The organism is Bacillus sp. ISL-7, from assembly GCF_018613065.1.
On the sequence record NZ_JAGGQW010000093.1, the window covers coordinates 17,134 to 31,233 of the forward strand.

Annotated in this window: 14 protein-coding genes; 3 read left to right on the top strand and 11 right to left on the bottom strand. The window is 39.2% G+C overall.

All coding sequences use genetic code 11. From position 1 onward, the window contains the following. Positions 1-7: 7 nt before the first annotated feature. Positions 8-433, bottom strand: a complete 426-nt coding sequence (locus tag J7E66_RS29610) for a DMT family transporter (RefSeq protein WP_215007091.1) — start codon at positions 431-433, stop codon at positions 8-10. A gap of 261 nt (positions 434-694) precedes the next feature. On the opposite strand from J7E66_RS29610, the gene J7E66_RS29615 reads away from it, so the two are divergent. Further along, entirely contained in the window at positions 695-1,465 is a 771-nt protein-coding gene (locus J7E66_RS29615; protein WP_215007093.1) for a hypothetical protein, read from the top strand. Positions 1,466-1,803: 338 nt separating this feature from the next. Further along, a complete protein-coding gene (locus J7E66_RS29620; protein ID WP_215007095.1) occupies positions 1,804-2,130 on the top strand; it encodes a hypothetical protein in 327 nt (108 codons plus the stop codon). A gap of 23 nt (positions 2,131-2,153) precedes the next feature. Here the strand turns inward: J7E66_RS29620 and J7E66_RS29625 are convergent, their stop codons facing one another. Further along, on the bottom strand, positions 2,154-2,378 hold the full coding sequence (locus tag J7E66_RS29625) for an IS200/IS605 family accessory protein TnpB-related protein (protein WP_215007098.1): 225 nt from the start codon (positions 2,376-2,378) through the stop codon (positions 2,154-2,156). 212 nt (positions 2,379-2,590) lie between these two features. Between J7E66_RS29625 and J7E66_RS29630 the strand changes: the two genes are divergently transcribed. After that, positions 2,591-3,790, top strand: a complete 1,200-nt coding sequence (locus tag J7E66_RS29630; RefSeq protein WP_215007101.1) for a CynX/NimT family MFS transporter — start codon at positions 2,591-2,593, stop codon at positions 3,788-3,790. Between the two features lie 49 nt (positions 3,791-3,839). Here J7E66_RS29630 and J7E66_RS29635 read toward each other — a convergent pair whose 3' ends face one another. From J7E66_RS29635 to J7E66_RS29675, 9 genes are all read right to left on the bottom strand, one after another. Then, entirely contained in the window at positions 3,840-5,141 is a 1,302-nt protein-coding gene (locus J7E66_RS29635) for an MFS transporter (protein WP_215007104.1), read from the bottom strand. A 111-nt stretch (positions 5,142-5,252) separates the two neighbouring features. Continuing rightward, complete coding sequence (locus tag J7E66_RS29640; RefSeq protein ID WP_215007107.1) at positions 5,253-6,044, bottom strand: 2-keto-4-pentenoate hydratase; 792 nt, start codon at positions 6,042-6,044, stop codon at positions 5,253-5,255. A 99-nt stretch (positions 6,045-6,143) separates the two neighbouring features. Then, a complete protein-coding gene (locus J7E66_RS29645; protein ID WP_215007110.1) occupies positions 6,144-7,034 on the bottom strand; it encodes an alpha/beta fold hydrolase in 891 nt (296 codons plus the stop codon). A 107-nt stretch (positions 7,035-7,141) separates the two neighbouring features. Then, a complete protein-coding gene (locus J7E66_RS29650; protein ID WP_215007113.1) occupies positions 7,142-8,125 on the bottom strand; it encodes a DODA-type extradiol aromatic ring-opening family dioxygenase in 984 nt (327 codons plus the stop codon). Between the two features lie 17 nt (positions 8,126-8,142). Further along, positions 8,143-8,958 (bottom strand): FAD synthetase family protein, encoded by an 816-nt coding sequence (locus J7E66_RS29655; protein WP_215007116.1) that lies wholly within the window; start codon positions 8,956-8,958, stop codon positions 8,143-8,145. Between the two features lie 21 nt (positions 8,959-8,979). Next, on the bottom strand, positions 8,980-9,459 hold the full coding sequence (locus J7E66_RS29660) for a flavin reductase family protein (protein WP_168241969.1): 480 nt from the start codon (positions 9,457-9,459) through the stop codon (positions 8,980-8,982). Between the two features lie 66 nt (positions 9,460-9,525). Further along, positions 9,526-10,710, bottom strand: a complete 1,185-nt coding sequence (locus J7E66_RS29665; protein ID WP_215007119.1) for an acyl-CoA dehydrogenase family protein — start codon at positions 10,708-10,710, stop codon at positions 9,526-9,528. Positions 10,711-10,992: 282 nt separating this feature from the next. Next, on the bottom strand, positions 10,993-12,861 hold the full coding sequence (locus J7E66_RS29670; protein ID WP_215007122.1) for a V4R domain-containing protein: 1,869 nt from the start codon (positions 12,859-12,861) through the stop codon (positions 10,993-10,995). 270 nt (positions 12,862-13,131) lie between these two features. Continuing rightward, positions 13,132-14,070: an NAD(P)-dependent alcohol dehydrogenase gene (locus tag J7E66_RS29675; protein WP_251033209.1), complete on the bottom strand. Its 939-nt coding sequence runs from the start codon at positions 14,068-14,070 to the stop codon at positions 13,132-13,134. Positions 14,071-14,100: the final 30 nt, after the last annotated feature.

Here is a 14,100-nt window from a genome sequence, read left to right on the forward strand (position 1 = left end):
ACACTTATTAAGTCCTTAGTATCACCACACCAATGATCATCATCCCAATACCGATAAACTGTGGCAGCTTCATCTTCTGCTTTTCCAGACCAAACCATCCGTTACTGTCTATGATAAATGTCAGCGTAAGCTGTGCTATCAGGATCGCCGATATACTTAGGGTCACACCGATTCTTTGAATAGAGGTGACATTACTGAAAATAACAATCGCTGCAAAGGCGCCCCCAATCAAATATAATGGCTTCACTTGTTTGAAGCCTTGCCCTTTACCGTCTCGAACGATCATGAAAATAATGAGAGCCATTATAAAACCAGTAAACTGGGTAATAGTTGCTGCTTGCCACGTGCCAATGTCTTCACTAATCCGTGTATTGGCAATCCCTTGCAGGGTAATAAAGGCCCCGCCTAAAAATGCAAAGATAATCCCCTTCATACTTTTCTCCCCTAATTTAGATTTCTTATCTATATTAAAGGATATATTCAAGTAGTTTGGATAGGACATATGTCCTCAACTCATTTTCATTTTTTTATTAATGTACCCTTTTGTAAGCCGTAGAAAAAAGTGGATCTGATAAACTAAATTAATAGTGGTACACTTGAGGGAACGTTCTATTAAAAAAGGAGCTTAGAAATTACGACTTGTATCTAAAATAAGTTTATAATAATTAAAAAATATTTTTGAGGTGAATAGACATTGGATTTTCATTCAAATTCGAACCAACAATTAGAAAACGTTGATGATGAAGAATATAAAGAAAGAGATTACGCTACTAGACAAAAAGCAGAAGAGGAACCGGAAGAAAGAGGATTTAAACAATGGATTATGGGATGGAACAAGAAAAAAGTAGATGCAGATGGCGAAGCGAGAGTAGATTCGCCATCCAGATCCAGATCCAGATCCTCAAATAAGAAAAAGAAAGGAAGGATGATCTCATTAAAACTAGTCTTTAAGATATTTGTAGTAGCAGCTGTTTGTTACAACTTCAATTTCATTTGGAATTTTATGAAAGATCCTATTGGTAATTTTACGTTTTATCATACATTATTTGTACTAGGAATATGTGCAGGTATTAATTTTATTGCCGTTTGGATTCTATTTTATAAAAGTTCGTTTATGAGATTTTATCTTTCCTTATTAGCAATTTTAGGATCGTTTGGGTATTACTTTTACGTAAATTACACTAATCACTCTTTTATGGGGAATAATATCAAAACATCGTTGCTTGTTATGATATCAGTTTTGATCGTCATTAGTCCTAAAGTAAATTATTACCTGAAAAGCATCGTACTTCTGTTGATACCTAGTATAGGTATCTATTTAAGTGGTAATAAATTCGCACTTGTATGGGCTTTAATGTTGAGTGCGGGATTTGTACTATTATTTAGAGTGTCAAAATCAAGTGGAAAATCAAAATCAAATAAAAAGGAAAGTCGCGCAAGAAGAAACCAAAAGCAATCAGCATAATATTTATTATAGGTAATTAAAAAATGCTGATTATGGCAGTATATTTATTGAAAGCAAATAAGCCGAAAATGTGCAAGTGGTGAATAAAAACTTGTATTTTTTCGGCTTTTTATATTTTAAAAATGGAAGAAAAATATTGTTAGCTTAATTTGAAACTAACTATAGCAAATATGAACTTCATCAAGGCAATCCAGTGGCAATTATTAAAAAAATGATTAATATACATTCCTTATTTGAAATAACCCGAAATCAAAATGTAAATATTCTGTCACTGTAATACAGTTGATGTTAGGCATTTGAAAGTATAAACTTTACTTACTATTTGAGGAGTGATTAAAGTGAAAACAGTAACGGTGGATAAGCTAACATTCAAGAAAAATTTATCGATGATTGAACAATTTGCAATCAAAGATTTCCTGTTTAAATGGGTTGGTCAACCAACAGAAGGATTAGATGATTTTCTACCACTTGAGTACACAGAAAATGTCTTTGCCAAGATGGAGGCAAAACAGGTAACTGCTTTACCCATTAATGGGGATAAACATTTCAGATATGCCACAATAACAGAAGACAATCAAATTGTAATAGGAGTTTTAGATTCGAATGAAGAGTTAAATCATAGAGTCATTTCTCTGGATGAGGTTTTAATAGGCAAGAGCTTGTAAGGTGCTTGCCTCTAAACTTTTCTCTAGCTTTCTTCTCGGACAATGACTTGAATTCCATGTCGTTCTGCTTTGTATCGAATCACTTCTATAAAAGTGGCATATGGGATTTGTATGAAGGCTTGTTTAGTTGTCTTTTGCATATCAACCTCCATCTTCCAACCCTCATTTTTTCCATTGATGATTGTATCAATGGTTCTTTCTTGAGCAATCCCCACCACTATTGCACTAGCCTTATGTAAAAAATCCATGACTCGATTGTTTGTTTTTCGGTCTAATGAAATTAATCTTGTCGTGTGAAACTTCCCTTCCTTCCTTCCTTCTTTTCTTCCTTTTTAGCCAGATTGTAAAATTGGGGTCCTTCTTCTGAAAAATATGGAAGTAGCTCTGTTACATTTAACTCCTTCTCTGTTCACTATGGTATACTTTAAAAAGTTTGTTTTAAGAGTGGGAGGTTCTATTAGTGGAGTTACTAAAATCATATACTCAAACGAAATCGACCTATATATTTTGGCTCGTTACAGGGATTATACTTGTAGCATTTAATTTGCGCCCCGCGATCACTTCATTAGGGCCACTGGTTGGAATGATTCAGGAAGATGTAGGACTAGCACATTGGAGTACAGGTTTATTAATGAGTTTGCCATTACTTGTTTTTTCCATCATGTCACCCATCGTGCCAAAGCTCGCCAATCGATTAACAAATGAGGTGACTTTGCTTATAGGTTTGTTCACCCTTTTAATCGGTATAGGTCTAAGATCCATCCCAATGACGTTTTTCCTTTTTACTGGGACTCTTTTTATTGGAGTGGGTATAGCCGTTGGAAATGTTCTTTTACCAGCTATTGCAAAGGACAAATTCCCACAGCACTTCGGTCTTATGACAAGTGTTTATTCTACCTCAATGGGATTGTTTGCCTCATTAGCGTCAGGAGTTAGTGTTCCTTTAGCAGACGGCATGCACCTGGGCTGGCAGGGAGCTTTAATTGTTTGGGGTATTCCGGTCGTGCTAGCTATCTTGGTGTGGGCCTTTCTTTTCAAATATAATCATGGAAGTCAAACAGATATAAAAAGGCTTGGTTCTAAATCTAATCAAGTTTGGCGTTCACCACTTGCTTGGCAAATCGCCATTTTTATGGGGTTTCAGTCTTTTTTATTTTATGTAACGATATCTTGGTTACCAGAAATCCTGCATAGTCACGGAATGAGTATGGAGAAAGCAGGGTGGCTGCTTTCAATCACCCAAATAGTCGGACTACCTTTCAGTTTCTTCATTCCTGTCATTGCAGGACGTTTCCAATCACAAAAATGGATCGCATTCCTGTTAAGCCTATGCTCTATAATTGGTTATGGAGGTTTACTGTTGGGCTCATCCTATCCCGTTTTAATTGTTAGCATTTTTTTCATTGGGATGGCTTTGGGAGGAATCTTTCCATTGTCACTAACCTTTATCGGACTTCGCACTAAGAATGCCAGTCAGGCTGCAGAGTTATCTGGAATGGCACAATCAACTGGATATATCCTTGCAGCAGCGGGCCCCTTTTTTATTGGATATTTATTTGATCAGACCCATTTATGGACAGTTCCACTTAGTGCACTCATCATTATTTCTTTAGTGGTTTTGGTATTTGGGATGTTAGCGGGTCGCAATCGATACGTATAAAAAGCGAACAGTGCCAGGCACTGTTCGCTTTTTATACTGATTACTATTTTCACATGACATTTGATGTATTTGCATTTGATAGATCTGAATTTTCAATCTCTTTAGGACGGACGGCTAGCCAAACTAGTCCACCGAAAACAAGAAGGATTAGCCCGCATAACTGGAACGCATACTGGAATCCAGCAGCTGGACTTGCTGAATGTTCAATGAAATAACCTGTTACATAGGGTCCGACAATCCCACCCAATGAAGTAAGCGCCATAAACCACCCTTGAATTTTACCTTGATGTTTAGGTGGAACCAAATCTACTAGAATCGCTGGCCCCATAACCAAGGTAATACATCCAAATGTTAACCCAAGTGATAATAATACAATGGCAAGAATATTAGAGCTGACCATTGCTCCGAAAAAATAGCTGACGGCTCCCGCTAACATTACTGGTCCAAGGACAAAAATCCGTCCCTTTACCATACTTTTCGTCTTATGATAAAGTCGGTCAGAAATGGTTGAAAAGGTGATTTGCGAAAGGGTAATCATAATCCAAGGCAATGCTACGACAATTTTTAAAGTACCTTCGCTGAGGTGGCGGACATTTTCTAAATAATTGGGAAGCCAGTTCAGCCCAATCGTAAAGGACCAATAAGTGGCAAAACCACATAAGGCAACTAAGATGAAATTTTTCGAAAACAAGGCAGAGGTGAATTTTGTTTCGTTCTGAATAGTGGATAACTTCGTACTGCCTTTTGTTGCAACAAGCTCAGTATCTGTAACCGCTTTATCCTTTGCGATCCATAACCACACGATAATCCAAATAAAGCCTACTACTCCAGTTGAGATAAACGCCGAGCGCCATCCATAACTCATGATGAGATGCATTAAGACCGGTGCTGAAATGGCGACACCAAGCGGTCCGCCAACTGAAACCAATGTTAAACCAATCCCCAATTTTTCCTTTGGAAGATACTTTGAGGCGGCTGTCATCGCTAAAGCGTAGGAAGGTCCTTCCCCAGCCCCTAAAATGATTCTAGTTACCAATAAATATGTAAAGCTGCTGACAAAGATTGTTGAGAATTGAACGATGGACCAAATTGCGACCATACCGGCAATGACTTTTTTCGCTCCAATTTTATCCGCAAGACTGCCGCCTAAAACAGCTGAAAGCGAATATAGTAAGAAGAAAACACTCCCGACAACTCCCCATTGCTCTGGCGATAATCCTAATTCCTTAATAATTGAAACTGAGGCAAACCCAATAATCGCCTTATCTGCGTTACTAATGACCGTTAATAAAAATAACAGGAAGATGATCACCCATGTTTTTTTTGAAACTGCACTTTTCTTTTGCTCCATATAAGGACCTCCTTGAAATTTCTCCTTTTTTCCCTCGTTCATTTTCATAGAATGATACTACTTTGATTTCAAGACCTTTCCACCCCTCAATGAAAAGGCCCTTTTAGGAATTTACTTAAATGTAACTTCCACCTTACCAATATGTGAAAATCCAGCAGTGAACCGATCCCCTTTTTCGGCCACTTCTGCTGCAGATAATGCCCCTGATAAAATAACTTCTCCCGCTTTCAAAACAACATTGTATTCGGATAACTTATTTGCCAGCCAGGCCACACATTTGGCAGGATGGCCTAGTACATCTGAACCATATCCTGTATTAATCAGTACACCATTTTTAAACAATTTCATTTCAATCGATGGTAAGTCGATATCCCTTAACGAGAATCGCTCATCACCGATGACAAACAATCCGCTTGATGCATTATCGGCAATCGTGTCTGCTAATGTAATCTTCCAGTCGGTTATCCGGCTGTCGACGATTTCTAAGGCTGGTGCTATATACTCTGTCGCATCAAGGACATCCTCGATGGTCACAGATGGACCTTTCAAATCCTTGCTGAGAACAAAGGCAATCTCTCCTTCTACCTTTGGCTGGAACATGGCATCTAAGCTGATGATCCCGTTATTACTAATTTCCATAGAATCCAATAGGTGACCGTAATCTGGTTGATCCACACCTAACAGCTGCTGCATGGCAACAGAGGTTAACCCAATTTTTTTCCCAACAATACGTTGGCCATCGCCAACCTTCTCATTAATTGCGAGAAGTTGGACCTGATACGCCTCATCAATGGATAATTCTTGGTACAAATCAGTAAGTGGTGTAATGGATTGCTTAGCAGCTTCTGCCTGCTGCAAAAGCTCATATACATGTTGAACACGATGAATGACTTGATTGCTCATAGTAAAAACTCCTTTTGTAAAAAAATAAAGCACTATTTCATAGATTCAATATCATGTTAACCTATGAATCAATCAATAGTGCTCTCAAAGTTAGTCTTATTATTTTGTTACCAAGGATGCGTCGTTTTGATTAGCAGCTTCTTTTCCATTTTTCAATAAGAAGTCTATTAATACAGTGTTAAACTCTTCAGGTTTCTCCCATTGCGGCCAGTGTCCGGCATCTTTGATGACAACCAACTCACTATTTGGAATCATATCTTGAATCGGTTTCGCTTCTTCAACGGTTGAAGTTGGATCATGGTCTGTCCATGCTAACAATGTCGGAACATTGATTTTACCGCACCATGATGGATCCCAGCTGTACAGCTTTCTAACTTCAATATCCTGCAGGCAGACGATATGATGAACGGCCTCTTGATAAGCTGGCTGTGTATAGATTTTGTAACGAGATTCAATTAGTTCATCGTTTACTTGGCTCTTATCATACATTAACCACTGAAGTCTTGTTTTTACATTTTCATAGTTGGCTTCAAGAACCGCTTTTAACGTGGAGTCCTTCAGCTTTTGCATAACTTCAGGTTTGTTATTAACGTTCCCTGGCGTGTTTAACACCATTGCTTTCACATACTCTGGATGTTCAGCCGCAAACCAGGCAGCAACCCAGCCTCCTAATGATTCACCTGAAAGATATACCTTTGATAACCCTAATGCTTGGATAACACCCAATAAATGCTCACTATAATAATCAATTCCGTATGGGCGATCTGGTTTAGCGGTGTAGCCATGTCCTACCATATCGATGCAAATCACACGGAAATGTTCACTTAAGCCTCGGATATTTCGGGCATAAGCCTCAATATGGCCACCCGTACCATGAAGCAAAATCAGGGGCTCTCCTGTTCCTGCTTCTAGTACTCTCGTTTTAATATCGGTTGCATTAACATAATAGAGTTTATATTCCAAATCAGCTAAGTCTGTCCAGATTGTCATTTAAATCTCCCCTTTTTAAAAATAATAGTTACATAGTGGTTTTCTACCTTTTCCATCACTGATGTTGTTGAACCTTTCAATTTCGAGAGTGGTTCCCGCTGCTAACCTTAAATGCTTACTTTGTTTTCAGATGCTTGTTCAGGATGATTTTGGTCAACCGGCTGACTAAACTGAACAATCGCCATACCTGTTACCCATTCCGGAATTGGCTCATAGCATGCGACACTTGCATCCAAGCTTTGCAGTACACCAAGCAGGACAAGCCAGTTGTGAATTTCCTGACCGCCATTCCCTAAATGCTCCTCAATATAATCAGCACTCCAGTTTCTTAATGCAGTAAAATCCTTCTCGGTAATCAATCGTAAAAATTCACGGTCCATTTGTTCATTAACGGGCCCTGATTTAATTCGTGTGACATTTGTTTCCCGTAACTTTAAATATTCATCCAGCTGGTCTATTTCCTGACGGCCATTTTTTAAGACTTGTATCAAGGATTGGTCTTCTGGCTTTTCACTCTCAATCTTTGGAATCGGCACCCAGTGAGATAAACCACCCGAAGCGACAATTGCAACTTTAAGATCTTTATCCCATGACTCAATCGCTTTACGAATCACTTCGCCGACTTGGAAACAGCGGTCCATCGTTGGCAGCGGCGGCGCCGATGTATTCACAGCTATTGGAACCACTGGAATTTTCAAATCTGGATTTAAGAAGTAAATTCCTTGTGTATGGCCGTGATCGACTTTCATTTTTAACGTAAAGGCAAAATCAATATTGCTGTCTAAACCGGTGTGAAGGATATGCTTCGCTAAGTCTTCCTGCACAGGGATATTGTATTTCGGCAGCTGCCAGTCTCCCCAGCCTTCACATTCGCCAATCCCAATGGTAAATGCAGGCATTTGGTCGTAGAAATAACTATTGAAATGATCATCCGATATCAATACAATCACGTCTGCTCCTGAATCTTCGAGTACCTTCCTCATTTCAGACGCAGTTTGGAGGAAGTGCTGTCCTTTATCTCCGCCTCCCGCCTCATTTGTCATGATCATCGGACTATGCGACATTGCGACACCTGCAATAATTTTAGCCATTTGATCCTCTCCTTTTTTTAAGATATCCTTAATTTTCTAGACTCAGCTATTTCTTTATGCCAAATAATGGATAGTTTCCCCTTTAAAAATAAAGGCATAACATCGATACATTTGAGCGTTGTACCATCATTCATTACGGCTACTTTTGTTTGAAAAGAACCTCTTTCATTTCTTAAGGTAACCTCATAGCTTCCTGGACCTGGAAGAGTATAATAGGGGTAAAGTGTGAATGATATTTCATCCCATTCGCATGGAGTTTCATAGAATCGACCGAGTAAATCGTGCAGTTCTGCAACCTTCCCGTTTAACAGCCGATCACGAATACAGGTGGAACTTATTTTTTCGCCCCGGAGCTCTACCTTTGCTACTTTGGTGACATCAATTCGACCGCCTGAGTCCTGTTTTAACCGTTCCAAATTACCAGCACCACGAGAGCCATATGAAAAATCAAATCCTGCGACTGCATGAATTACACCAAGACCATTTAAGTATTGCGCAACAAACTGTTCTGGCGATAATCCGGCAAACTCTTTATCAAATTCAACAATATAAAACGTATCGACTCCCATGTTCCGAAGCTTCGTCTCTTTTTCCGCAAGCGGCATTAAATAATGGACGTGAATGTTTCCATTGGAGATAACGGTTTTCGGATGTGGGAAGAAACTCATGACAGCAAAAGGCATTTGTTTTTCGCTTGCCTTTTGATAAGCGGTGTTGATGACTGCACAATGTCCATGATGGAGACCGTCGAAACAACCAAGGGCCATCACATTTGGCCTCGCCTTTTCCTGCCATTCTGCCAAATTACTCCGGTTTACATGAATTGTTTCCATAACAGTCTCCTCTCATCATCCTTAGATTGTCACAGGCAATACTTCTACTAATGAACGGTACTTTCCATTATAAAAAATCAGTGGTTCTGCATCTTCAAGGTGAATATCCGTTACTTTGCCAATAAACAAGGTGTGGTCCCCTTCAACATGTTCAGCTGATACTTCACATGCAACTTGTGCAACAGCACCAGATAATACCGGCTTTCCATCAAGGCGGTCAAAGACCACTTCCTTGTGCTCCTTCAATTGTCCAGCGAAAATCATTGAAAGCTCTTGCTGGTCAGCGGCTAAGATATTCACAGTGAAAATCTTGCTTTCTTTTATTTTGTTTAAGATCTTTGCCTTTTCCCCGATAGAAATAACGATAAGTTTTGGGTCAAGCGACACAGACATGAACGCATTCGCTGTCATTCCGTGAACGTCTCCCTCTACTTCTGTGGCAATAACGGTTACCCCTGTGGCAAACTTACCCATTGCACTGCGAAACTGACGATCATCCATTTTAAAAATCCTCCTGTGATAAAAATTTCTATAAAGCTTGTTAGCTATGATTCGTACCCTTCGAATTTAACCCCTAACTCCACTGTTAAAACCGAATAACTCCTGACCATATGCAGCAACCGCATCTTCGTATAAAGAAGTTTTATGTGTAGCAACGGCGATGATATCCCTTAAGAACAATTCCATTGGTCCGCCTTTATAAAGAGCACCTCCGCCAAGAGTTAACAGAGATCTTACGGCAATATCCGTGCAAATCTTAATCGCTTTTGTGCGGATTGCAAAGAATTCAGATGGAGGAGTTATACAGCCATCTGTTTCAAAGTTTTCTAGCAGATTAATATATTTTTCTAGCAAAGCTTCCGCCAGGTGGAAATCAGTTGTCATTTCGGCTAATACCCGCTGACTTCTTGGTGACTCACTTTCCCTTACTCCATCCATTAAGCGCACACGTTTTTCAGTAAGCACTTTAAATTCCTTAAGAATCCGTTCTGCCCCGCCCAGGGCCATGTAACCGAATCCCAAATAGAAGGAGGGAAAGAATGGGACATGATAAAAAGGATAGTCTATTTCATATTCTTCTAGCGGTGGTCTTCTTGTAAGCTCTGCTTGATCTAAACGCAAAATCCGCTCCATTGGGACATACACTTGATCGGCAATAATTTGGTTACTTCCTGATCCTCTTAAGCCAAATGTATCCCAGTTATGGACCACTTCCACCTCGGATGTTTTTAGCATTGGCAAACAATATACAGGTTGTTCGCTGTCAGGAAACTGAATCATAACCCCAACACCAACCCAATCACTATAATTGACACCACTGACAAAACTCCACTTGCCGCTGATACGATAACCATCGCCATCCCGTTCTGCTTTTCCTAATGCAGCAAAGATATCGCAAATTAATCCGCCCTGATGAATGATTTCGTCTGCACCCTTTTCAGGAAGAAATGCTGGAAGCATATTATGAAGCGGATAAAGATAGGTAAGCCAAGCTGCTGAAATATTGTAATTCGCCACCTTACGAACGACCTTAGCAAACGTTTTCAAATCTGCCTGTGGTCCGCCATATTTTTTTGGAAGCATCATCCGTGAAATTTGCGTTTCTTTGATGAGGTTCACCACATTTTGTGATATAGTCGCATTTTTCTCTGCTTCTAGTGCTTCTTGCTCTGCCAATTTTCCAATTCGCTCCGCTCCGGCTAGTAAATCTTCAACTGTGACATCTTCCCCTTTTAATACAAAACTTGCCATCGTTCTACACCCCTTCTGTTTGATTAGATATAATTGTTGAGAAAAATAATAGGTTATGGACTAACGTCCGTTGGTCCATTTAGCTGGCACCGCTTACATTTGAAATTGAACTAGGTTTTTACTATTTCAACCTTGTAAATAAAGTTTATATAATTTGTAATTTTCATACTAGGGCAAAAAATGTCTATGTTTTTTAATTTACTAGACAAAATTTGTTCATCCAAGAGAAATCAGCGGTGGAAAAAGGCAGAAGAAAAACCACCCGGCTTATTCCGGATGGCTCTAATCTAATGTGAGTTCCCCTATGGCAATCAACGATTTTATAATCAGTAGTAATTGATGCATTTCATCTGAATCGCGAAGGTCTTTTTCTAATAAGCTTTCGATTCTGCTAATCCTATGCCGGAGCCCGCTCATCGATAAAGACAAATCACTCATCGTTTGCTCAAGCTTTCCCCCATTCAACAAAAAACTATACAAAGTTTTTAGAAGTTCGAGGATTTTTGGATCTGTCATGTTATATAGAGGTCCTAATTCTTGCTCAGCAATTAGTTTAATCCCACTGATATTTTTCGCGTTAATCAGTACCCCTACGATTCCTAATGATTGAAACGGGACGATATGCTTCTTGACTGCTAATCGTAAAGCAATGGTTGCTTCCTCGTAACATCTGGATGCTTGGCAAATATCATCCTCTAAATGGCTGATACCACATTTAAAATGACCTTGTGGATATCTTTTTAACATATAATCGAGGTATTCTTTTATCACATCATAGATCGCTTTCTTTTGAATGGTTTCATTGGTTATCAATAACACCATGTTGCCATCACGGTGTCCAACCAAGATATTATGCTTTTTCTCATTGAAATAATGAAAGGTCGTTTCAAAAATATGTTCCTGCAGAAGAAACTCATCTTCAATTGAACTTTGGATTTTTTTATATTCCACTACCGATAGATAGTATTTCTGCTCAAGATCTACACCAGTATATTTCCCTCGATTGATGATCTCATTTGTAGACAGCCTGCCCTCTACTATTTGTTCAAGAAAATTCCCCTTCATTCTCTCAAACGTTTCTACCTTTGTTTTCTCATTTAAGAGAATGAGTGAGGCTGCATTGGCAAATCGGTCTAAAAACAAATAATCCTCTTCGTGATGGTGATTTTTCATTTCATCATAAAGCAAGGTACAATAACCGATTACCTCTTTTTGTAAAAGTATTGGGGTGATGAGACGTTCTTGAATCGAAGTTTTGATCACTTTTTTTCTAAAGGGTAAAAGTGACTTCGTGCTTAATCGATTTTCTTGAAGATAACTTTCCATATCGTCTCGATAATCCAAATATTTTTCCTTCGATAGCCCCGAATAGGTAATCGTTCGATGTAACGTATCCTCAACGATAATAGGGATTTGCATCATTTTATATACCATATCAGCTAAGGTTTGCAAATCACTGCCATTAATAATCTCTTCGGTCAATTTGTTTTGAAAATTGGCCAAGCGAGTGACGACATTTTTCTGATCCAATAATTGGTCATAGGTTAACTCAAGTTCTTTTACAATCGGTGTTTCATTATAATAATCGAGTTCATGCTCATCTTGAAGTTCCTTTTCCCATTCCTTTTTGGGCTTCATCACCCATCGGCACTCCGAATCGCCCTTCCCCACACAAGTGATTTCTCTCGACAGAAGCGATTCTCCAAATATTGTTGTCATAAAACCGCTCGCAAATCCGCTCAATGTGTGACAAACCGGACCATTAGATACTCCGAGATGCTTTATATGCTCCTCAGCCTCATAAGAATCAATCCATGTTCCGGATGAAAAGAAATATTGGATCCGGCGTTGTTCATCTAACTCATAAGAGCAATCATGTTTAATCCCTCTTATATGCCCATTTTGAATGTGAAGAATCGGCCCATGTTTGATGAGATTTTCTAGTGAGGATTCGGTTTGCACCACTTCATTGGCAATTTTGACACCCATTTCCCAGCCATAATGAAATAAAAATCCCTTTATCCTCTTAATGCCAATATTCTTTGCCAGTTGCTGCCTGAGAATCCCGAAAACGGATGCAGATGTAACAATCTTACGGTCACCTGCAACTACCTCGTGGCTATAACTCTCCTCCGAAACCTTGACGTTCATGCTAACACATCCTGTTTTCATGATAGATAGCATACGTCCTTCTAGTTGAAAACAAATCTTTTCGTATGCCTCAAATTTCAGTAATTTAATCATAAGGCTTTTCAAATAGACCATCAATCAAAATTCACCATTTTCCCACGAAGAGCACCTTAACCTAGAGGATCTTCTCCAAATTGTCCCCATAGATTTGGAAACATCTCTAATTTAGAAAATCCTCGTATTACTTTATTTAACTTTCTCCCAAACTACATTAGTATAGTCCTTCATATTTTAGGATTTGTTGTTAGGTTCCACCGTTATGACAACATTTCCCTTTTTGTGTCCTTTTTCGACATATCTATGAGCCTCAACGATTTCTTCAAACGCATAGGATCTGTCAATGACCACTTTTAACTTCCCCGTCTCAACAAGTTCTTTAAGAAAATCTAGTGCTTCTGAAGTTTCAGGTGAGTTTTGACTCAATATTAGTTTTTTGCTGCTTGTCAATTTAGTCCATAGCATCCGAACACCTGGTATCGGTACAGTGACATTTATATAGGTTCCGTCCTTCTTTAGCGATTTCATACAAGCCGAAAACGAGCTCTTGTCAACCGCTTCAAAGATCACATCATAAGTCTCGCCTTTACTCGAAAAATCTTCTGCAGTGTAATCAATTACCTGATCCGCTCCAAGAGATTTTACCAATTCTATATTCGTGGTACTGCATACTCCTGTAACATTTGCTCCGAGATATTTGGCAATCTGAACTGCATAACTTCCTACACTTCCTGAAGCACCATAAACTAGAACCCTTTGACCGCTCTGAATGTTAGCTTTTCTAAGAAAATACAATGCGGTGCGTGCTCCAATAGGAATGGCAGCGGCTTCCTCATATGTTAAATTGGAGGGCTTAATAGATACTGGTCCATCTTCAGGCAGACACTTATACTCAACATAAGCACCAAACCCCAAAAGAGAAGCAGCAAAAACCTGATCACCTTCCTTAAACCTTTTGACATTTTTCCCTACTGCCTCAACTTCCCCAGCTAACTCCATTCCCAATGTAGTTTTTTTGGGTTGTCTAAAACCAAGTGTTAGTCGGGCAGGCAGCCAAAAAGCGGGAGGAACTGTAAAACTCCGTGCCCGAATATCTGCTACTGTTACGGTTGTCGCTTTTACTTTTACCAGGATTTCATTTTCCTTAGGAGAAGGTTTTTCTACCTCTTTCAGTTGAAGAACGAGGGCACTGAAAAACTTACG